23 protein-coding genes are annotated in these 20,812 nt (G+C 72.6%); 19 read left to right on the top strand and 4 right to left on the bottom strand.

All coding sequences use genetic code 11. The annotated features are described in order from the left end of the window. The 4 genes from HDR73_RS15765 to HDR73_RS15750 all read left to right on the top strand — a co-directional run. A partial coding sequence (locus HDR73_RS15765) for an AAA family ATPase (RefSeq protein ID WP_287136482.1) occupies positions 1-1,229 on the top strand: 1,229 nt, incomplete at its 5' end. Positions 1,230-1,249: 20 nt separating this feature from the next. Continuing rightward, positions 1,250-2,125: a signal recognition particle-docking protein FtsY gene (ftsY, locus tag HDR73_RS15760; protein ID WP_012298179.1), complete on the top strand. Its 876-nt coding sequence runs from the start codon at positions 1,250-1,252 to the stop codon at positions 2,123-2,125. Between the two features lie 48 nt (positions 2,126-2,173). Then, a complete protein-coding gene (gene ffh, locus HDR73_RS15755) occupies positions 2,174-3,745 on the top strand; it encodes a signal recognition particle protein (protein ID WP_012298180.1) in 1,572 nt (523 codons plus the stop codon). Between the two features lie 135 nt (positions 3,746-3,880). Beyond that, a complete protein-coding gene (locus tag HDR73_RS15750; RefSeq protein ID WP_012298181.1) occupies positions 3,881-4,261 on the top strand; it encodes a VOC family protein in 381 nt (126 codons plus the stop codon). An 88-nt stretch (positions 4,262-4,349) separates the two neighbouring features. On the opposite strand, the gene HDR73_RS15745 is transcribed toward HDR73_RS15750, so the two are convergent. Together HDR73_RS15745 and HDR73_RS15740 are read right to left on the bottom strand one after the other, a co-directional pair. After that, a complete protein-coding gene (locus tag HDR73_RS15745; protein ID WP_223842717.1) occupies positions 4,350-5,543 on the bottom strand; it encodes a MarP family serine protease in 1,194 nt (397 codons plus the stop codon). A gap of 19 nt (positions 5,544-5,562) precedes the next feature. Further along, entirely contained in the window at positions 5,563-6,696 is a 1,134-nt protein-coding gene (locus HDR73_RS15740) for a glutamate--cysteine ligase (RefSeq protein WP_041464852.1), read from the bottom strand. Between the two features lie 273 nt (positions 6,697-6,969). Between HDR73_RS15740 and rpsP the strand changes: the two genes are divergently transcribed. The 4 genes from rpsP to trmD are packed head-to-tail and all read left to right on the top strand — an operon-like array spanning position 6,970 to position 8,918. Beyond that, positions 6,970-7,377, top strand: coding sequence for a 30S ribosomal protein S16 (rpsP, locus tag HDR73_RS15735; RefSeq protein ID WP_012298184.1), 408 nt, complete (start codon positions 6,970-6,972; stop codon positions 7,375-7,377). Between the two features lie 3 nt (positions 7,378-7,380). Then, complete coding sequence (locus HDR73_RS15730; protein WP_012038054.1) at positions 7,381-7,617, top strand: RNA-binding protein; 237 nt, start codon at positions 7,381-7,383, stop codon at positions 7,615-7,617. Next, positions 7,595-8,230, top strand: a complete 636-nt coding sequence (gene rimM / locus HDR73_RS15725; protein ID WP_012298185.1) for a ribosome maturation factor RimM — start codon at positions 7,595-7,597, stop codon at positions 8,228-8,230. Before HDR73_RS15730 ends, rimM begins: the two co-directional genes overlap by 23 nt. A gap of 1 nt (position 8,231) precedes the next feature. Continuing rightward, entirely contained in the window at positions 8,232-8,918 is a 687-nt protein-coding gene (gene trmD / locus HDR73_RS15720) for a tRNA (guanosine(37)-N1)-methyltransferase TrmD (protein WP_012298186.1), read from the top strand. A gap of 34 nt (positions 8,919-8,952) precedes the next feature. Here the strand turns inward: trmD and map are convergent, their stop codons facing one another. After that, entirely contained in the window at positions 8,953-9,720 is a 768-nt protein-coding gene (map, locus tag HDR73_RS15715; protein WP_012298187.1) for a type I methionyl aminopeptidase, read from the bottom strand. Between the two features lie 71 nt (positions 9,721-9,791). Here map and HDR73_RS15710 point away from each other — a divergent pair, with 71 nt between their 5' ends. From HDR73_RS15710 to HDR73_RS15670, 9 genes are all read left to right on the top strand, one after another. After that, positions 9,792-10,283 carry a hypothetical protein gene (locus tag HDR73_RS15710; protein WP_012298188.1) on the top strand — a complete coding sequence of 164 codons (492 nt, stop codon included), beginning with the start codon at positions 9,792-9,794 and terminating at the stop codon, positions 10,281-10,283. 170 nt (positions 10,284-10,453) lie between these two features. Further along, the gene (gene rplS / locus HDR73_RS15705) at positions 10,454-10,798 is read left to right on the top strand and encodes a 50S ribosomal protein L19 (protein WP_012298189.1); all 345 of its coding nucleotides are present in this window, start codon (positions 10,454-10,456) and stop codon (positions 10,796-10,798) included. A 66-nt stretch (positions 10,799-10,864) separates the two neighbouring features. Further along, positions 10,865-11,617 carry a signal peptidase I gene (gene lepB / locus HDR73_RS15700; RefSeq protein WP_012298190.1) on the top strand — a complete coding sequence of 251 codons (753 nt, stop codon included), beginning with the start codon at positions 10,865-10,867 and terminating at the stop codon, positions 11,615-11,617. After that, on the top strand, positions 11,617-12,276 hold the full coding sequence (gene rnhB / locus HDR73_RS15695) for a ribonuclease HII (protein ID WP_012298191.1): 660 nt from the start codon (positions 11,617-11,619) through the stop codon (positions 12,274-12,276). The genes lepB and rnhB overlap by 1 nt, the downstream gene beginning before the upstream one ends. Positions 12,277-12,382: 106 nt before the next feature. Further along, positions 12,383-12,706, top strand: coding sequence for a DUF2469 family protein (locus HDR73_RS15690; RefSeq protein WP_012298192.1), 324 nt, complete (start codon positions 12,383-12,385; stop codon positions 12,704-12,706). Positions 12,707-12,817: 111 nt separating this feature from the next. Further along, a complete protein-coding gene (locus HDR73_RS15685; protein WP_041464371.1) occupies positions 12,818-13,174 on the top strand; it encodes a YraN family protein in 357 nt (118 codons plus the stop codon). Further along, complete coding sequence (locus HDR73_RS15680; RefSeq protein WP_012298194.1) at positions 13,174-14,730, top strand: YifB family Mg chelatase-like AAA ATPase; 1,557 nt, start codon at positions 13,174-13,176, stop codon at positions 14,728-14,730. Before HDR73_RS15685 ends, HDR73_RS15680 begins: the two co-directional genes overlap by 1 nt. A gap of 137 nt (positions 14,731-14,867) precedes the next feature. Next, on the top strand, positions 14,868-16,163 hold the full coding sequence (dprA, locus tag HDR73_RS15675; RefSeq protein ID WP_041464854.1) for a DNA-processing protein DprA: 1,296 nt from the start codon (positions 14,868-14,870) through the stop codon (positions 16,161-16,163). A gap of 177 nt (positions 16,164-16,340) precedes the next feature. After that, positions 16,341-17,327, top strand: a complete 987-nt coding sequence (locus HDR73_RS15670; RefSeq protein WP_223842719.1) for a tyrosine-type recombinase/integrase — start codon at positions 16,341-16,343, stop codon at positions 17,325-17,327. 79 nt (positions 17,328-17,406) lie between these two features. Here the strand turns inward: HDR73_RS15670 and HDR73_RS15665 are convergent, their stop codons facing one another. Beyond that, complete coding sequence (locus tag HDR73_RS15665; RefSeq protein WP_012298197.1) at positions 17,407-17,970, bottom strand: murein hydrolase activator EnvC family protein; 564 nt, start codon at positions 17,968-17,970, stop codon at positions 17,407-17,409. Positions 17,971-18,087: 117 nt separating this feature from the next. Between HDR73_RS15665 and HDR73_RS15660 the strand changes: the two genes are divergently transcribed. Both HDR73_RS15660 and rpsB read left to right on the top strand, forming a co-directional pair. After that, the gene (locus HDR73_RS15660; RefSeq protein WP_094146317.1) at positions 18,088-19,545 is read left to right on the top strand and encodes a sugar porter family MFS transporter; all 1,458 of its coding nucleotides are present in this window, start codon (positions 18,088-18,090) and stop codon (positions 19,543-19,545) included. Positions 19,546-19,783: 238 nt separating this feature from the next. After that, positions 19,784-20,746, top strand: coding sequence for a 30S ribosomal protein S2 (gene rpsB / locus HDR73_RS15655; protein WP_012298199.1), 963 nt, complete (start codon positions 19,784-19,786; stop codon positions 20,744-20,746). Positions 20,747-20,812: the final 66 nt, after the last annotated feature.

Here is a 20,812-nt window from a genome sequence, read left to right as displayed (position 1 = left end):
GCGCCGCCTCCGTCGCCGACGCGCTGCCCGCCGTGGTGCGCGCCGCCGATCGCAGCACAGCCGAGGCGCGGCTCGTGCTCGCGCGCGCCGAGGAGTCGCGCGCCGGCCGCAACGCCGAGCTCGCCGCCCTCCGCCGCGAGGAGGCCGAGCTGCGGGAGCGCCTGCACGGGATCACCGAGGACGTGCACGGCCTCGAGCTGCAGATCTACGAGAAGCGCCTCCAGGTGTCGCAGCTGCTCGAGCGCGCCGCCAGCGAGCTCGGGCTGGGGGAGGAGGTGCTCGTCGCGGAGTACGGACCCGACGTCCCGGTCCCCGAGGAGGCACCCCTCCCGCCGCGGCAGCGGCAGCCCGCCGCCACCGACGCTCGAGACGACGCCGACGCGGATCAGGAGGAGGACGGCCAGTCCGCCGACACCGCGGACGACGCCACCCCCGATGCGGACCGCTCCGCCGATCCCGCCGTGGACGACGACGACGAGCCCGGCCCCACCCGCCCCTTCGACCGCGAGGAGCAGAAGGCGCGCCTCCAGGTCGCGGAGCGCAAGCTCGCCCAGCTCGGCCGCGTCAACCCGCTCGCGCTCGAGGAGTTCGCGGCCCTCGAGCAGCGCCACCTGTTCCTCACCGAGCAGCTCGCCGACCTGACCGCGACGCGCAAGGACCTGCTCACGATCATCGACGACATCGACCGCACCATGCAGGGGGTCTTCGCGGCCGCGTTCGAGGACACTCGGCAGGCGTTCGACCGCGTCTTCCCGATCCTCTTCCCGGGCGGGACGGGCAGCATCCACCTCACGGATCCGGAGCAGCTGCTCACGACGGGCATCGAGGTGAGCGTGCGGCCGGCCGGCAAGCGCATCGAGCGGCTGTCGCTTCTCTCCGGCGGGGAGCGCTCGCTCGCGGCCGTGGCCCTGCTCATCGCCATCTTCACCGCCCGGCCGAGCCCGTTCTACATCATGGACGAGGTGGAGGCGGCCCTCGACGACGCCAACCTCGGCCGCCTGCTCACGATCCTCGAGCAGCTCCGCGACACCTCGCAGCTCATCGTCATCACGCACCAGAAGCGCACGATGGAGATCGCCGACGCGCTCTACGGCGTCTCGATGCGGCAGGACGGCGTGAGCGCGGTCGTCGGCCAGCGCGTGAGCCGCGACGCCCGCACCGAGACGGCACCCGGCGCCGCGGGCGAGGCCGCGCCCGAGCCCGCCCGCGAGGAGCAGGCCGCCTCCTGACCCGCGGCTACGCTGGGCACATGGCAGCCCGCACCCCCTGGTCCCTCTCTGGCGCGCTCCGCGGCATGTTCGCGAAACCCACGATCGACGAGACCACGTGGGACGACCTCGAGACCGCCCTCATCACGGCGGACTTCGGCCCCGACGTCACCGAGGCCACCATCGACGACCTCCGCGAGAAGGTCGAGCGCTACCGCACGACCGACCCGCGCGACCTCCAGCGCATGCTCCGGGAGAGCATCGAGGAGCGGCTCGCGAAGCACGACCCGACGCTGAAGCTGAGCGCCCGGCCCGCCGTGATCCTCGTGGTCGGCGTCAACGGCGTCGGCAAGACCACCACCATCGGCAAGTTCGCGAAGTTCCTGCGCAACTACGGCCGCACGGCCGTCGTCGGCGCGGCGGACACGTTCCGCGCGGCCGCCGTCGACCAGCTCGCCACATGGGCCGACCGCGCCGGCGCCGAGATCGTGCGCCCGCAGCAGCCCGGCCAGGACCCCGCCAGCGTCGCCTTCCAGACCGTCGAGCACGCGATGCGCACGGGCACCGAGATGGTGATCATCGACACGGCCGGCCGCCTGCACACCAAGGGCGGCCTCATGGACGAGCTGTCGAAGATCCGCCGCGTCGTCGAGAAGCAGTCGCCCATCGCCGAGGTGCTGCTCGTGCTCGACGCGACGACCGGCCAGAACGGGCTCGCGCAGGCGCAGGCGTTCATCGAGCACGGCGGCGTCACGGGGCTCGTCATCACCAAGCTCGACGGATCCGCCAAGGGCGGCTTCATCCTCAACGTGCAGGAGCGCACGGGCATCCCCATCAAGCTCATCGGCCAGGGCGAGGGCATCGGCGACCTCACCGGATTCACCCCGCACGTGTTCGCGCAGAACCTGGTCGGCTGATCCCACCCGGTCCGACGTCGGGCCGGCGCCGGTTAAGCTGGACGCACCATGGCTACCTTCGGAACACTCTCGGACCGCCTCGCCGAGACCTTCAAGAACCTGCGCGGCAAGGGCAAGCTCAGCGCCGCGGACGTCGACGGCACCGTCCGCGAGATCCGTCGCGCGCTGCTCGAGGCCGACGTCGCGCTCGACGTCGTCAAGGCGTTCACCGCGTCCGTCCGCGAGCGCGCCCTCGGCGGCGAGGTCAGCCAGGCGCTGAACCCCGCCCAGCAGGTCGTGCAGATCGTCAACGAGGAGCTCGTCGCGATCCTCGGCGGCCAGCAGCGCCGCATCCAGTTCGCGAAGAGGCCGCCGACCGTGATCATGCTCGCCGGCCTGCAGGGCGCGGGCAAGACCACGCTCGCGGGCAAGCTCGGCAAGTGGCTCGCGAAGGACGGGCACACGCCCATGCTCGTTGCGGCCGACCTTCAGCGCCCCAACGCGGTGCAGCAGCTGCAGGTCGTCGGCGAGCAGGCGGGCGTCCCCGTCTTCGCGCCCGAGCCCGGCAACGGCACGGGCAACCCGGTGCGCGTCGCCAAGGACGCGATGAAGCACGCGGTCGGCAAGCAGTACAGCGTCGTCATCATCGACACCGCCGGCCGCCTGGGCGTGGACGCCGAGCTGATGAAGCAGGCCGCGGACATCCGGAAGGCCACCGACCCGGACGAGGTCCTCTTCGTCATCGACGCCATGATCGGCCAGGACGCGGTCGCGACCGCGAAGGCGTTCCAGGACGGCGTCGACTTCACGGGCGTCGTGCTCTCCAAGCTCGACGGCGACGCGCGCGGAGGAGCGGCCCTCTCGGTCGCCTCCGTCACGGGCCGCCCCATCATGTTCGCGTCCACGGGCGAGGGCCTCGACGACTTCGAGCCGTTCCACCCCGACCGCATGGCGAGCCGCATCCTCGACCTCGGCGACATCCTCACCCTCATCGAGCAGGCCCAGCAGGCCTTCGACGAGGAGGAGGCGATGGAGGTCGCCCAGAAGCTCGCGAGCGACACCTTCACGCTCGACGACTTCCTCAAGCAGATGCAGCAGCTGCGGGGCAAGGGCTCGCTGAAGAAGATGATGGGCATGCTCCCCGGCATGAGCGCCATGAAGGAGCAGCTGGAGAACTTCGACGAGAAGGAGATCGTCCGCACCGAGGCGATCATCCAGTCGATGACGAAGGCCGAGCGCCAGAACCCGAAGCTCCTCAACGGCTCGCGCCGGCTCCGCATCGCCCGCGGATCCGGCATGACCGTCACCGACGTCAACGGCCTCGTGCAGCGCTTCGAGCAGGCCTCGAAGATGATGCGCACGGTCGCCCGCGGCGGCATGCCGCAGATCCCCGGCATGGGACCGATGCCCGGCGCGCACTCGAGCCGCAAGCCCGTGCAGCAGAAGAAGAAGGGCTCGAAGTCGGGCAACCCGGCCAAGCGCGCGCAGGAGAACGCCGCGCTCGCGTCGGGCCAGCGCATCGGCGGGCCCCCGGCTCCCGCGGGATCCGGCTTCGGACTCGCCGGGGCGGCCAAGGGCGGCGCCAACAGCGCCCCGAGCGAGGAGGAGCTCGCCTCGCTGCAGAAGTTCCTCGGGCGCTGACCCGGCGCACGACCCGAGGGCCCTCCCGCGCGAGCGGGAGGGCCCTCGTCGCATGCCTGGACGTGGGCCGCGCGACATGCCAGCGTGGGTCGTGCATCGTGGCACCCCGTCGCGGTCCGCGCGTCAGGAGCCCCCGTGTTCGCACCCGTCACCGCCTTCAGCGGCTTCAGCGTGGACGACGTCCCCGCTGCCCTCGCCTTCTACCGCGGGACCCTCGGTCTCGAGGTCGAGGAGGTCCCCGAGATGGGCATGCTGCGGCTCATGCTCCCCGGATCCGGCGCCCGCGTGCTCGTCTATCCGAAGCCCGGCCATGAGCCGGCGACCTTCACGGTCCTGAACCTCGCGGTCGACGACGTGGAGGCGGCGGTGGTCGAGCTCAACGCCCGCGGCGTCGAGACGGCGATCTACGCGGACCTGCCCACGGACGCGCGCGGCATCATGCGCGGCCACGGCCCGGACATCGCGTGGTTCCGCGACCCGGCGGGGAACGTGCTCTCGGTCATCGCGGCCGACTGAGCCCCGGCGGCCCGCGAGCCCCTTCGATCGGAAGCGCGTCCGCGGCCGGACGCGCATCCGGCACGGGGTGCGCGTCCGGCTCCGCGGATCAGACCGAGCAGCGGCCGGAGTCGACCGGGGCGCTGGCCCCGGCCTGCTGCAGCACGGGCGCGATCTCGTCGAGCGTCATCGCGTATCCCGTCTGCGCGTCGACGGTCGATGTCGCGAACACGAGGCCGACCACGCGGCCCTGCGCGTCGAACAGCGCGCCGCCCGAGTCCCCGGGGCGCACCGTGCCGCGCACGGAGTAGACCTCGCGCGTCACGGGCTGCTCGTGCTGGATGTCGGTGCCGATGGCCTCGACCACCTCGCGGATCCGCGCGCCCGTGGCCTGGTACGGCCCGCCGCCCGGATAGCCGGCCACGACGGCCTCGTCGGACGCGGCGAGCTCGTCGCCGAGCGCGAGGGGCGCGGCGGTGAGGCCGGGGACCGCGAGGACGGCGACGTCGCGCGCGGGGTCGAACACCACGAGGTCCGCGCGGAGCAGCTCGCCCGTGCCGCCCTGCTGCACGTAGACCTCGTCGGATCCCGTCACCACATGCGCGTTCGTCACGACGCGGTCCCCCTGGACGACCCAGCCGCTGCCGGACGAGGACGTGCCGCACGCCGGCGCCGACGAGAGGATCTTCACCACGCTCGCCGCGGACCGCTGCACGGCCTCGGGCACGTCCGCGTCGGGTGCGGCCGTGTCGGCGATCGCCTCCTCGCCGTTCGCGAACACCCGCGGGTAGCCGACGTCGTGGAGCGCGTCGTCGAGCGCCGAGAGGGCGGTGCCGCTGGAGATCGGCGAGACCCGGTCGAGCGCCTGGACGATGCGGGACGACGACGCGAGCTGCACCGCGGGGATCACACCGCTGGAGCCGAGGAAGCCGCCGATGAACCAGACCGAGACCGCCCAGGCCGCGAGACCCGCGACGGCGCCGATGCCGCGGTCGAGGCCGCGCGCGGCGCCCCGCGGGCGGAGGAGGCGCGTGAGGACGCTGGCGACCTGCGCGAGGATGCCGCTCACGAGCGAGGTCGTGACGAGCATGAGGATCGCGGCCGCGAAGGTGCGGCTGATCCCGGTGGCCACGCCGAACTGGTCGAGCAGCGCCAGGAAGGCCGGCGTGATCCACAGCGCCAGCAGCACCCCGACCACGATGCCGGCGAGCCCGGCGATAGTCACGATGGCCCCGCGGCGCCAGCCGGCGAGGGCCGCGAGCACGGCGACGACGAGGATCACGATGTCGACGGCGGGGCTCACCTGCACAGTCTGCCCCGCGTCACCGGCCCAATCCTGAGCGCAGCTCCTCGACGAGGTGCGTCACCACGGGGGCGAGCGCGCCGTCGTTCTCCTCGGCGACCCGCAGCTGCCGCTGGTAGCTCGCGCCGCGGTCGACGATGTCGAGGATCCCCCGCAGCTCCGCCTCGCAGCCGAGCGCGTCCGCGGTGGGGGAGAGGCGCTCCACGAGCGCCCGGGTGTCGTCGCCGACGAGGGCCTCCTCGCCGGCGGCGTCCTGGATGATGATGGCGTCCATCCCGTACCGGGCCGCGCGCCACTTGTTCTCGCGCACGAACCACGGCTGCATCCGCGGGAGCTCCTCGCCGCGGTCGAGCGCGGCTGACAAGTCGTGCACGAGGCACTGGACCAGGGCCGCGAGCGACGCGATCTCCCCGAGCGTCGAGACGCCGTCGAACACGCGCGTCTCGAGGGTGCCCCACTTGGGCGCCGGCCGGATGTCCCAGCGCAGCTCGCTGTGGTGGTCGATGACGCCGACGTGCGTCATGTCGCCGATGAGCCGCTCGTAGTCGGCCCACGTCGTGAGGTCGGGCGGCAGCCCCGCGGTCGGCAGCTGCTGGAACATGAGCGCCCGGTTTGACGCGTACCCCGTCTCCTGTCCGGACCAGAACGGGCTCGACGCGCTGAGCGCCTGGAACCGGGGGAGGTGCACGAGGAGCGCGTTGAGGATCGGGAGCGCCTTCGATCCGTCCTCGATCCCGACGTGCACGTGCACGCCCCAGATCATCATTTGCCGCCCCCACCACCTGGTGCGGTCGAGCAGCGTGGCGTACCGCTCGTTGTCGGGGGTGACGTCCTGGTCGGGCCAGGCGCTGAAGGGGTGGGTCCCCGCGCACATGAGGTCAATGCCGAGCGGGTCCGCGACGTCCACCACCCGCTCGATGAGCCGCGCGAGGTCGTCCACGGCGTGCCCGACACGGGAGTGCGGCGCGCTGACGACCTCGACCGTGTTGGTGAGGAACTCCCCGGTCACGTGCGGGTGCGCGTCGTCGTGGGGGAAGGAGCGGAGGATCTGCGGCGCGACGCCGGCGAGCTCCCCCGAGCCGCGGTCGACGCACGCGAGCTCCCACTCGATCCCGACGCGGGACGGGGGCTGGCGGGCGAAGTCGATCTGCATGCGGGTCCTGCCGTCCACGGGGTCTCGGGGCGCATGCGCCGGGTGTCGTCCGATCATGCCACGCACCCCTCGGGAGGGCCGGGCGATGACGCCGTGCGGCGCGCCGACACCGGGGGTCCCGGCCGGGCCCGGCGTCTGCCATAATGATCTGTCGAGTCCGCGATCGTCCGACCCTCTAATCAGGCGCCGCGAGACCCCATCGAACCAATGCCGAGTGTGCCCCCACGCTCACGGCCGTCAGTTCACCCCACACAAAAGAAATTCAGGAGAATTGTGGCTGTCAAGATCCGTCTGAAGCGCCTGGGCAAGATCCGCGCGCCGTACTACCGCATCGTCGTCGCCGACTCGCGCGCCAAGCGCGACGGCCGCGTCATCGAGGAGATCGGCAAGTACCACCCCACCGAGGAGCCCTCGTTCATCGAGGTCCAGTCGGAGCGGGCGCAGTACTGGCTCTCCGTGGGCGCCCAGCCCACCGAGCAGGTCGAGGCCCTCCTCAAGCTCACGGGCGACTGGGGTCGCTTCAAGGGCGACAAGGACGCCGTCTCCACCGTCCGCACCCGCGAGGCGAAGCCCGCCTACGTCGCGGACGAGAAGAAGAAGCCGGTCCTCAAGCCGAAGACCGAGAAGGCCGCGCCCGAGGCCGCTGCGCCCGAGGCCGAGGCGACCGAGGAGCAGGCCTAGCCCATGCTCGCTCCCGCGCTCGCTCATCTGGTCAAGGGCATCGTCGAGCACCCGGACGACGTCTCCGTGACGAGCAAGGGATCCCCCCGCGGCGAGGTCCTCGAGGTGCGCGTGCACCCCGAGGACCTCGGCCGGGTCATCGGCCGAGCGGGTCGCACCGCGAAGGCCCTCCGGACGCTCGTCTCGGCTCTCGCCGACGGCCAGCGCGTCCGCGTCGATGTGGTGGACACCGATTCCTGAGGACATCGTCCGTGACCCCGCGGCGTTCCGCGTGGGCCGGCTGACCAAGGCGCACGGGCTCAAGGGAGCGGTCAAGCTCGAGCTGTTCACGGACGACCCCGACAAGCGGTTCGTCCCCGGAGCCGAGTTCTCGCTCCAGGTCCCCGACTCGTCCCCCTGGCACGGACGCACCCTCACGCTCACCGAGCTGCGCTGGTACAACAGCCACCCGGTCGGGTTCTTCGAGGGCGTCGCCGACCGCACGGCCGCCGAGTCGCTCGCGAAGGCCATCCTCTGGATGACGCCGCCGGCCGACGAGCCCGCCGAGCCCGATGCCTGGTACGACCACCAGCTGGTGGGCCTGAAGGTCCTCCGCGACGGCGTCGAGGTCGGCACCGTCTCGCTGGTCGACCACTTCCCGGCTCAGGACCTGCTGCATGTCGACACCCCGTCCGGCACGGTGCTCGTCCCGTTCGTGCAGGCCATCGTGCCATCGGTGGACGTGGAGGCCGGCACGCTCGTCATCACGCCGCCGCTCGGCCTGTTCGAGGAGATCCCGGACGAGCAGCCGACGCCCTCCGCGACGTCGGATGCCGAGCCCGGGTCCGCCCCCGAGGGCGACGACGCCCGCTGACATGCGGATCGACATCGTCTCGATCTTCCCCGAGTTCTTCGGGGTGCTCGACATCTCCCTGCTCGGTCGCGCGCGCCAGTCCGGCCTCATCGACCTCCGCCTGCACGATCTGCGCGCCTTCACCCACGACCGCCACCGCACCGTGGACGACACGCCCTACGGGGGCGGAGCCGGCATGGTGATGCGCCCGGAGCCGTGGGGCGAGGCGATGGACGAGGTGCTCGCCGACGACACGGATCCCGTCGTGATCTTCCCGTCGCCCGCCGGCGAGGTGTTCACGCAGGCCATGGCCCAGGAGCTCTCCGCCGAGCCGCACCTGGCGTTCGGCTGCGGTCGATACGAGGGCATCGACCAGCGCGTCGTCGACCACACCGCCACCCGCGCCCGGGTGCGCCTGGTGAGCCTCGGCGACTACGTGCTGAACGGCGGCGAGGTCGCGGTCATGGCCATGATCGAGGCGATCGGCCGGCTCGTGCCCGGCGTCGTCGGCAACCCCGCGAGCCTCGTGGAGGAGAGCCACTCCGACGGCCTGCTCGAGCACCCCAGCTACACGAAGCCGCCCGAGTGGCGCGGTCTCGCCGTGCCCGACGTGCTGCGCAGCGGCAACCACGGCGCCATCGCCGCATGGCGACGCGAGCAGCAGCTCGAGCGCACCCGCCGCGTCCGCCCGGACCTCCTGCCCGACTAGGCCGGCGCGGCGCGGGCCCGCAGGCGTCCCGGCGTCAGGAGCGGGCGGTGAGGATCAGCGGGCCGGACTCGGTGATCGCGACCGTGTGCTCCATGTGCGCGCCGCGCGAGCCGTCGGCGCTGCGGAGGGTCCAGCCGTCCTTGTCCGTGTATATCTCGTCGGTGCTCTGCAGGAACCACGGCTCGATCGCGATGACCAGTCCGGGACGCAGCGGGACGCCGCGGTTCGGCCGACCCTGGTTCGCGATGTGCGGATCGCTGTGCATGGTGCGACCGACGCCGTGTCCGCCGAAGTCCGTGTTGACCGAGTAGCCGGCCTCGGTCGCGACCGCGCCGATCGCCGCCGAGATGTCGCCCGTGCGCCCGCCCGGCTGCGCGGCGCGGATGCCCGCCTCGAGGGCGGCGGTCGTCACCTCGATGAGGCGGACGTCCTCCGCGCGGGGCGTGCCGACGATGACGCTGACAGCCGAGTCGCTGACCCAGCCGTCGACGGACGCCGCGAAGTCGAGGCTCAGGAGGTCGCCGTCCTGCAGCCGGTAGTCGTGGGGGAGCCCGTGCAGCACGCCGTCGTTGACGGACGTGCAGAGCACCTTGCCGAAGGGCATGGCGCCGAAGGACGGGTGGTAGTCGATGTAGCAGGACTCGGCGCCGCGCGCGCGGATCATGCGGTGCGCCTCGCGGTCGAGGTCGAGCAGGTTGACTCCGACGTCGGCCTTCGCGGCCAGGGCCGTGAGCACGGAGGCCACGAACTCCCCGGCGGGTCGCATCTGGTCCATCTCGGCGGGCGTTCGCAGTTCCATCACGCGAAGGATCCTACGGGAGCGGGGATCCCGACCCTCCTGCGATGCCCAGGATCCGCTCCTAGCATGGGGCGATGCAGCACTCCCCGGCCCTCGGTCTCCGTCGCGCGCTCTACCGCTGGCAGTTCGCCGCGGTCGTCGTGCTCCCCGCCTGGCTCCTCGTCGGCTGGGCGGCCGCCGGCTCCGGCGGATGGGAGCTCCTCCTCGTGATGCTCGCGGTCGGCGCCCTCGGGATCGCCCTGCTCGCCGCCCTCGGCCTCGTGCTGGCCCGGCGGTCCGTCCGCACCGCGCGGGCCGTCTCCCCGGCGGACGCGCTGGCCATGGGCGTCGTGACCCTCGCCGTCATCGGCACGGGCACCTACTCCGTCGTCAGCACCTGGTGCGCGGTCATCGCGGCCCTCGCCGTCGTCGCGCTCGTCGCGCTCGCCATCCGGCAGCTGCTCGTGGAGACGAGAGCGCGGATGCAGGAGGTCATCGCCGTCATCGAGCGGGACGCCCAGCCGCGACCGCCCGAGTGGAAGGCCGCCGAGGGGCCCGACGCCGGACGCACCATCCGGCTGGAGTGACCGGCCGCGCGAGGACCTGCGCTTTGCGCTCGACGCGCCCGAGGTGACACAATGGGCGATCGTGCCTGCCGTCGACCCTGCCACGGGGGAGTCGGCCACTCATGCGGGCCGTTCCCCTTCCAGACATTGATGCGCAGTCGACCCGTGGCGGTTGCAGAGAGCGGTACACCATGCACATCCTCGATTCCGTCGACAAGGCGTCGCTGCGGTCGGACATCCCCGACTTCCGCGCCGGCGACACGGTCAAGGTCCACGTCAACATCGTCGAGGGCAGCCGCTCGCGCATCCAGGTGTTCCAGGGCATCGTCATCGGCCGTCAGGGCGAGGGCGTCCGCGAGACGTTCTGCGTCCGCAAGGTCAGCTTCCAGGTCGGCGTCGAGCGCACCTTCCCGGTGCACTCCCCGGTCATCGACCACATCGAGGTCGTGACGCGCGGCGACGTGCGCCGCGCCAAGCTCTACTTCCTGCGCGACCTGCGCGGCAAGAAGGCGAAGATCAAGGAGAAGCGCTCCTAGCGCATCCCCACCTGTCATCCCACTGGGCTCCCGGCGCATATGCTTGCCGGGAGCTCAGGCGGTTAAATGACAGACAGCACGGCACCCGTGGGGACGAGATCCTCGGGCAGGCACAGCGGCAGCGGGTCGCGTGGATGGAAGACGTTCCTCCGGGACGTCATCGTCATCTTCGTGGTGGCCCTCCTGGTATCCATCCTGATCAAGGCGTTCCTGATCCGGTCCTTCTACATCCCCTCGGCGTCGATGGAGGACACCCTCCAGATCAACGACCGCATCGTCGTCAATCAGCTGACTCCGCGGCTGATGCCGCTCCAGCACGGCGACGTCGTGGTGTTCCGTGATCCGGGCGGTTGGCTGACGCCGTCGCCTGAGGTCGACAAGCCGCCTCTCGCGGCCGCCGTCGACTGGGCGCTCACCACGGTGGGCCTCTCCGCGTCCGACAGCAACGACCACCTCATCAAGCGCCTCATCGGGCTGCCGGGCGACCATGTCGTCTGCTGCAACTCCCTCGGCCAGATGAGCGTCAACGACGTGCCCCTCGACGAGCCGTACCTGAAGCTCGTCCCCGGCGACACGCGCGCGTCCGACGTCGACTTCGACGTCACCGTCCCTGCGGACTCCCTCTGGGTGATGGGCGACAACCGCGGCAACTCCGCGGACTCGCGCTACAACGTCGACGGTCCCACGAAGGGCTTCGTGCCCATCGACCACGTGGTCGGCCGCGCGTTCGTCATCACCTGGCCCATCGACCGCTGGTCGATCCTCAGCGACCACCCCGAGACGTTCGGCGACGTGCCCGACGCGGTCCCCGCCGGCTGATGCCGGTCGCCGATCCGACGTTCGAGATCGAGCACGAGCTGCTCGGCGCCGGCGCCGCCCTCGTCATCGGCTGCGACGAGGTCGGGCGCGGTGCCCTCGCCGGCCCGGTCGCGGTGGGCATGGCGGCTGTCGGCCCCGACGCGGATGCGTTCCCGGTGGGCCTGCGGGACTCGAAGATGCTCAGCGAGAAGCGCCGAGAGGCCCTGCACCCGCTGGTGTCCGCGTGGGCGGGGCACTCCGCGGTCGGCATGGCGTCAGCCGAGGAGGTGGATGCGCTCGGGATCACGGCCTGCCTCGGCCTCGCCGGGCGGCGTGCGCTCGTCGAGCTGCACCACCTCGGCGTGCCGCTCCTCGACAGCGTGGTGCTCCTCGACGGGTCCCACGACTGGCTCACGCCCGCGCTCGTGCATCCGGTGCCGGTGCGGCTCCGCGTCAAGGCCGACCGCGACTGCGCGTCGGTGGCCGCGGCGTCGGTGCTCGCCAAGGTGCACCGCGACCGCCTGATGGCCGCGTGGCACGAGGAGTCGCCCGAGTACGGCTGGGCAGGCAACAAGGGCTACGGGAGCCCGGCCCACCTCGACGTGATCCGCGCGAACGGGGCGTCGCGGATCCACCGGCGCACGTGGCTCACCGGCGTCCTGGCTTCCCCGGGTGCCTGAGGCCCTTCCTCATTCGGGCCCGGGCGCGGCATCCCGTGGGCGGGGGGTCGGGCGGCGGCCCCGGCCGGACGGAGGCGGCTGCGCGGGCGGTTAGGATCGACGGACCATGGATGACGACGAGTTCGAGGACTACGACCGCGAGGTGGAGCTCGCGCTCTACCGGGAGTACCGGGACATCGTGTCCCAGTTCAAGTACGTGGTCGAGACCGAGCGGCGCTTCTACCTCGCCAACGAGGTCGAGCTGGTGCGCCGCGACACGGAGCACGACTTCTACTTCGAGCTGAGCATGACCGACGTGTGGGTCTGGGACGTGTACCGCTCCGACCGCTTCGTGAAGTCCGTGCGCGTGCTCACCTTCAAGGACGTGAACGTCGAGGAGCTGTCGGCGAAGGAGTTCGAGCTCCCCAAGGAGCTCGCCATCGACGAGTAGGGCTCCTCACGGGATCCCTCCCCAGGCGCTCGCCCCATCCGCACCGCACGGCCTCGCGTCCGAGGGCGGGCGTCGCCGCCGCGACGACGCATCCTCCTCGCGGAGGTGCGCATGACACGCGAGCAGGACCTGGGACGACGCGGCGAGGATCTCGCCGCACAGCATCTGATCGAACGCGGCTACGCGCTCGTCGAGCGCAACTGGCGGTGCCGCGAGGGCGAGGTCGACCTCGTGATGACCCACGGGGGCACGACCGTGCTCGTGGAGGTCAAGACGCGGGCGGGGCTCCGCTACGGGCATCCGCTCGAGGCGGTCACGCGCGCGAAGGCCGCACGGCTCCGGGTCCTCGCCGGCCTCTGGCGCCAGGCGCATCCTGAGCGGCGCGGGCCGGTGCGGATCGACGTGGTCGGGGTCGTCTGGCCCCGGGGCGGACAGCCGTCGGTCGAGGTCGTGCGGAGCGCCTGCTGATGGCCGTCGGCCGCACGCTCGCCGTCGCCCTCTCGGGCCTCGACGGAGCGCTCGTCGACGTGGAGGCGGACATCACGAGCCAGCTCCCCGGGTTCGTCCTCATCGGCCTGCCGGACGCCGCGCTCAGCCAGGCCCGGGAACGCGTCCGTGCCGCGACCGGCAACGCGGGGTGCGAGTTCCCCGTGCGCCGGGTGACCGTCAACCTCTCGCCGGCCGTCCTTCCCAAGCACGGCTCCGGCTTCGATCTCGCGATCGCCCTGGCGGTCCTCGCCGCGGGCGGGTCGGTGTCGGCCGAGTCGGTGGCCGGCACGGTGCACCTGGGCGAGCTCGGCCTCGACGGGAGGCTGCGTCCGACGCACGGCATCCTGCCGGCCGTCCTCGCGGCGCGCCGCGCCGGCGTCCGGCGGGTGATGGTGCCGCGCTGCCATGCGGATGAGGCCTCCCTCGTGCCCGACATGCGCGTCATCGCGGTGGCGGGGCTGCGGGACGCGGCGATCCACCACGGCGCCGAGCTCGAGCCGGAGCCGGAGGACGACGACGCAGGGTCGCGGGCGGCGACGGGGACCGACCCGACGCGGATCCTCGGCGGTGCGGAGCCCGCGGAGCCCTGCCTGGGTGACGTGGTCGGCAACGAGGAGGCCGTCGAGGCGCTCGTGGTCGCCGCGGCGGGCGGGCACCACATGTTCCTCCTCGGGCCACCGGGCGCGGGGAAGACGATGCTCGCGCAGCGGCTGCCCGGTCTCCTGCCCGACCTCGACGAGGAGGCCGCGCTGGAGGTCGGCTGCATCCGCTCGCTGTGCGGGGAACGGCTGGGCCCCGAGCTGCCCGTGCGGCCTCCATTGGAGGCACCGCACCACACGGCGAGCGCCGCGGGCATCGTCGGTGGCGGCAGTGGCCGCATCCGTCCGGGGGCGGCTGTGCGGGCCAGCGGGGGAGTGCTCTTCCTCGACGAGGCACCGGAGTTCGCGGGCGCGGTGCTCGACTGCCTGCGTCAGCCGCTCGAGTCCGGCGTCATCAGCATCCACCGGGCAAACGGCGTCGCCCACTTCCCGGGGCGCTTCCAGCTGGTGATGGCGGCGAACCCGTGCCCGTGCGGTTCGTACGGCGTCGCGGGCTCCGACTGCTCGTGCCCGCCCCAGGCGCGGCGGCGCTATCTCGCGCGACTCTCCGGCCCCCTCATGGACCGCATGGACATCCGGCTGGGCGTCCGACGGGTCACGACGGCCGTGCACCTGGCGGCGGGTGATGCCCCTCGCGTTACGACGCCCACGGCGCGCGTCCGCGTCGCCGCCGCCCGAGCGGCCGCGGCGGAGCGATGGGCCGCGACGCCGTGGCGCACGAACGCCCACGTCTCGGGCACCTGGCTCCGGCGGGAGGCCCGCATCGCCCGCGGGGCGACGGCGGCCCTCGACCGCGCGCTGGACCGGGGGCTCCTGACCATGCGCGGCTACGACCGGGTCCTCCGGATCGGGTGGACGCTCGCGGACCTGGAGGGCGCGTCGAGCCCCGACGCGGATCACCTGGGCCGCGCGCTCCTGCTACGAGGCGCGTCGTGATCGCGCAGGACGGGGTCGGCGAGGAGGTGCCTCGCTCATCCGGGGACGCCGAGCGGAGCCGCGTCCGCGCACCGGACTCGGCACGAGCCCGTTCCGTCGCCCGGCTCGGCCTGCCCGCGCGCGAACTCGACGAGCTGATGGCTTCGCTCCGCCCCGATCCCGGATGGCCGGGCGATGGGGCAGCCGACACGGACTCGGCGGAGGTGGCGGCTCGTGCCACGTGGTCCGGCATCGCCGAGCCGGGCGATCGCGTGGCCGGGGCGGTCATCGGCGTGCTCGGCGCCTGCGCGGCCCTGGCCTCCTTGGTCGACGGCTGCCCGGCCGACACCGTGGTCGGCGCGATGCTCGAGGCGGGGCTCGACCTGGAGCCGGACGGGCGGGCTGCCCTCGTCGGCGAGGTCGCCGGAGCGCTGGAGCGCTGGCGGCCCCGCGTCGTGCGGAGTGAGGCCCTGGCCCGGCTGCACGCCGCGCGTGCGGTGGGCGCCCGGGTGCTCGTGCCGGGTGATCCGCATTGGCCGGTCGGCGCGGACGACCTGGGGCCGCACTCGCCGCTCGTCCTCTGGTGCACGGGCGCGCCGGACGCGATGGCCGCGCTCTCGAGGTCCGTGGCCATCGTGGGAGCGCGTGCCGCCACCGGGTACGGCGAGCACGTCACCGCCGAGCTGGCCGCCGGGCTCGTCGACCGCGACGTGGCGGTGGTCTCCGGCGGTGCGTACGGCATCGACGGCGCGGCGCACCGCGCGGCCATCGGATCGGCGGGGCGCACGGTGGCGTTCCTCGCGGGCGGCGTGGACCGTCTCTACCCCTCCGGTCATGCGGAGCTCTTCGCGCGGATGCGACGCGACGGGGCCGTGGTGTCGGAGCTGCCATGCGGCGCGTCGCCGACACGCTGGCGGTTCCTCTTGCGCAACCGCCTCATAGCGGCGGCGAGCGCAGCCACCGTCGTCGTGGAGGCAGGTGCGCGCAGCGGGTCGCTGAACACCGCTAACCACGCGATCGCGCTGGAGAGGCCTCTCGGGGCGGTCCCCGGCCCGGTGACGAGCGCGTCGTCATCCGGGTGCCATCGTCTCCTCCGCGAGTCCCAGGCGGTCTGCATCACGTCAGCCGATGACGTGATGGACCTCGTGCCGGGCTGGAGCGGAGCGGGTACGCAGGTGCAGGAGCCGGGATCCGCGCATGCGTCCTCTCGGGACACGCCGAGCGGCGCCGCCGACGACCGCGTCGGTGCGCGTGCCGCGGAGGATCGTGGCGACTCGCGCGTCGTGCGCGTGCTCGACGCCCTCGCGGTCCGACGCGGACGAGGGACCGCGGACGTCGCGGCACGAGCCGGTCTCGGAGTCGCCGAGACCTCGTCCGTGCTCGGCATGCTCGAGCTCGAGGGGACGGTGGCCCGGCCGGACGGCGGATGGGTACGGCGCCCCGGATCTCGCTGACGGGCCCCGGGCGTGGAGATCCGGCCTCGCGCGCGAGGTGGGATGCGTGCGCATCGGAGGGGCGCGGCCGACCGGCGCGATCGGATGCGCCGGTCGGTGGCCACGATGAGAACCGTCCTCTTCCCGCCCGTCCGCGTGCCGGCGCACCCAGCCGGCGGGTCGACGTAGCCTTCGGGGATGGAGACGGATCAGGTCGGCGGCGGACACGTCGATGGCGTGGTCGACCATGGACAGCCTCAGCGCGGTGCTCCTGCCGCGACTCCGCTCGAGGCCGACATCTCGGAGTTCGCGACCTCCATGGACCGGGAGCGGGGGAGCGCGGCCCACACGGTGCGGGCGTACTCCGCCGACCTGCGCGACCTCGCTGCGCATGCCGCGAGGCAGGGCGTCACGACGTCAGCCGGCCTCGATCTGGACGTGCTGCGCGACTGGCTGTGGCGGGGATCCCAGGCCCGGCTCGCCCCCGCGACGCTGGCGAGGCGCTCGGCCGCCGTGCGCGGATTCGGAGCGTGGCTGCTGCGCACGGGCCGCGTCGACGCCGACCCCGCCGTCCGGCTCAAGGCGCCGCGGGCGGGATCGCACCTCCCGCGGGTGCTGGCGCGCGAGCAGATGTCGGCCCTGCTCGCCGATCTCGCCGCACAGGCGGCGGACGACGACCCCGCCGCGCTGCGGGACCTCGCCGCCATCGAGCTGCTCTACGCGTCCGCCCTCCGGGTCTCCGAGCTGACGGGCCTCGACCTCGGCGACGTCGACGCGTCCCGCCTCACCGTCCGCGTGGTCGGCAAGGGCGATCGCGAGCGGGTCGTGCCGTTCGGCGTCCCCGCCGCGGAGGCGCTCGACGCCTACGTCACTCGCGGTCGTCCGGCGCTCGTCACCCCGCGGACCGGGACGGCGCTGTTCCTCGGCGCGCGCGGAGGGCGGCTGGGATCCCGCGCGGTCTACGGCCTCGTCGCCTCGCTGCTGGCGGACATCCCCGGGTCAGGACCGCAGGGGCCGCACGCCCTCCGGCACACGGCGGCGACGCACCTCCTCGACGGGGGAGCGGACCTCCGCACTGTGCAGGAGATGCTCGGCCACGCGAGCCTCGGGACGACGCAGATCTACACGCACGTCTCGATCGAGCGGCTGCGGCGCAGCTACGAGGGCGCCCACCCGCGCGCCTGACCCCGCGCGTCGGAGGAGGGGGCGAGCCGGCCAGAGCTCACGTCCGTCGTCACGGCTGCGCTCGGGCCTCGACCGGTCGTCACGGATCCAGCGGCAGCAGCACCGCGTGCTGCAGGGCGGCCAGCAGCAGGGCCGGATCCACGTACTCGCCGTGCAGGCGCGCCCCGAGGTGCAGCCCGCCGTCCCGCTCGTGGCGGGGTGACTCCGCGAGCGTGCCGATGACCTGCCCGGCGACGACGGAGTCGCCCGCGGCGACCAGCGGCACGACCGGCTCGACGGAGGACACGAGCCCGTCCGCGTGCCGGATGCTCACGACCGGGCGGTCGACGACCACGCCGGCGAAGGAGACGGTCCCGTCCGCCGGAGCGCGGACCTCGGCGCCGGGGTCGACCGCGATGTCGATGCCGCGGTGACCGGGTCCGTACGTCGTGGTCGGCGCCTGGAACGGCCGCGTGACCGTGTGGGGCGGATCCACCGGCCATCGCCACCGCGGGGTCGCGGGCACGGACGCCGAGGCGGACGACGCATCCGCCGACGCCCGTTCCGGGACCCCCGGCGTCGCGACGCCGAAGAGCAGCCCGACCGTGACCCCCACCGCGAGCGCCACCCCAGCCGCCGTCCGCTGTCCGCCCCTGCCGCGCATGCGCCCTCCCTCCCCGGCGGACGCGTCCCGGCCCCCGGTCGGCGGAATCATGCCCCCTGCGGCGTCGGTTGCCCGCCGGGTGACCGCCCCGTCGGAGAAGTGGCAGAGTGGTCCCCTGTGAACGAGACGACGACCCCCCGGGATGACAAGAAGCTCCAGCGACGCGCGATAGGCCTGGCCGTCTCGGCCGCGGTGGGGGGCTTCCTCTTCGGGTTCGACTCCTCCGTGATCAACGGCGCGGTCTCCGCCATCCAGGGCCGCTTCCAGCTCAGCGAGACGCTCATCGGCTTCGCGGTCGCCAGCGCGCTCCTCGGCTGCGCGCTCGGCGCCTACCTCGCGGGCCGCATCGCCGACCGCATCGGCCGCCGCTGGACGATGATCATCGGCGCCGGCTTCTTCTTCATCAGCGCCTTCGGATCCGGGTACGCGTTCAGCGTCTGGGACCTCACCATCTGGCGCATCGTCGGCGGCCTCGGCATCGGCATCGCCTCCGTCGTCGCCCCCGCGTACATCGCGGAGATCTCGCCCAAGCTCCTCCGCGGCCGCCTCGCGTCGCTGCAGCAGCTCGCCATCACGCTCGGCATCTTCACCGCGCTCCTCTCGGACGCCGTCTTCGCGGGAGCCGCGGGCGGCGCGTCGGAGGACTTCTGGCTCGGGCTCGAGGCCTGGCGCTGGATGCTCCTCGTCTGCGCCATCCCGGCCGTGATCTACGGCTTCCTCGCCTACCGCCTGCCCGAGTCCCCGCGCTTCCTGGTCGAGAAGGGCCGCAAGGACGAGGCCCAGGCGATCCTCGCGAGCGTGTGGAAGCAGGAGGACATCGACCGCGCGAGCCGGGACCTCGAGCGCCAGATCGAGGAGGATCGCGTCGCGAAGCGCACGGGCACACTCCGCGGCAGCAAGCTGGGCCTGCAGGGCATCGTCTGGATCGGCATCATCCTGTCCGTGTTCCAGCAGTTCGTCGGCATCAACGTGATCTTCTACTACTCCACGACCCTCTGGCAGGCCGTCGGCTTCGACGAGTCGCAGTCGCTCACCACCTCGGTCATCACGGCGGTCACGAACGTCGCCGTCACGTTCATCGCCATCGCGCTCGTCGACCGCATCGGCCGCCGCCCCATCCTCCTGTCCGGCTCGCTCGCCATGGCCGTCTCCCTCGCCGTGATGGCGATCTGCTTCAGCCAGTCCTCGACCGTCGACGGCGAGGTCGCTCTGCCGCAGCCCTTCGGCGTCATCGCGATCATCGCGGCCAACGTCTTCGTCATCGGCTTCGGCGCCTCCTGGGGCCCGCTCGTCTGGGTGCTGCTCGGCGAGATCTTCCCGAACCGGATCCGCGCCAAGGCCCTCGGCGTCGCCGCGATGGCCCAGTGGATCGCGAACTTCGCCATCACCGTGTCGTTCCCAGCGCTGTCGGCCTTCTCGCTGCCCTTCACGTACGGCATGTACGCGGCGTTCGCCGCGCTCTCCTTCGTCTTCGTCCTCATGAAGATCCCGGAGACGAACGGCATGTCGCTCGAGGAAGCGGAGACGCTCTTCGTCGACAAGCCCAAGAAGCGCAAGGCCGCCGCGCGCTCCTGACCCGAGGCACCGCCCCGTCGGTCGCCCCGCGGGTGGTAGCATCGACGAGCACCCGATTCAGGTCGGGTGACTACGCGTGCCCATCAGGCCGCCGCATCCACTCGGTCTCCTCATGGCGATGATCCCTGTCGCCGAAGGAGCGGATGCGCGCTGGGCACCAGGATCAGCGGTCGTCCCGACCGCCGAGCGAACCGACGAGGCGTGCCGCGACAGCGCGCGCCGGAACAGGAGTACGGCCATGGCCGTCGTCACCATCCGCCAGCTGCTCGACTGCGGCGTCCACTTCGGTCACCCGAAGACGCGCTGGAACCCGAAGATGAAGCGCTTCATCTTCACCGAGCGCTCCGGCATCTACATCATCGACCTCCAGCAGTCGCTGGCCCTCATCGACAAGGCGTACGACTTCGTCAAGGAGACGGTCGCCCACGGCGGCACCATCCTCTTCGTCGGCACGAAGAAGCAGGCGCAGGAGTCCATCGCCGAGCAGGCGCAGCGCGTCGGCCAGCCCTACGTCAACCAGCGCTGGCTGGGTGGTCTGCTGACCAACTTCCAGACCGTGCACAAGCGCCTCAACCGCCTCAAGGAGCTCGACCTCGTCGACTTCGACGACACGACGCGCGGCTTCACGAAGAAGGAGCTGCTCATCCAGCGTCGCGAGCGCGACAAGCTGGAGAAGAGCCTCGGCGGCATCCGCAACCTCACCAAGACGCCGTCGGCGATGTGGGTCGTGGACACCAAGAAGGAGCACCTCGCCATCGACGAGGCGCGCAAGCTCGGCATCCCCGTCATCGGCATCCTCGACACCAACTGCGACCCGGACGAGGTCCAGTACCCGATCCCGGGCAACGACGACGCGATCCGCTCCGTCGCGCTGCTGACGCGCATCATCGCCGACGCCGCCGCCGAGGGCCTCATCCAGCGCCACCAGAAGCCCGACGCCGAGGGCTCCGCCCCCGCCGAGCCGCTGGCCGACTGGGAGCGCGAGCTGCTCGAGCAGGGCGATGCGGCCAAGGCCGCGCTGCCCGTCGAGGAGAACGACGTCGACGCCGAGGTCTCCGCCAAGAACGAGGCGAAGTCCGATGACGAGGTCCCCGCCCCCGTGCACGCTCCCGAGTCCGACGACGCCACCGAGGCGAAGATCGAGGCCGAGGCGACCGAGGCCGAGGCAGCGCCTGCTACGACCGGTCCGGTCTCCGAGTAGTCCGACCACACGCACCATCCCGTCGGGCGGGCGCGGGTTCCGCGCCCGCCCGTCGGGCACTCACCT

It is taken from the genome of Clavibacter sp. (assembly GCF_014802555.1).
In the GTDB taxonomy this organism is placed as follows: domain Bacteria; phylum Actinomycetota; class Actinomycetes; order Actinomycetales; family Microbacteriaceae; genus Clavibacter; species Clavibacter sepedonicus.
Note: the sequence above shows the minus strand (reverse complement) of the source record. Positions and strands in the feature narration are given on the sequence as shown.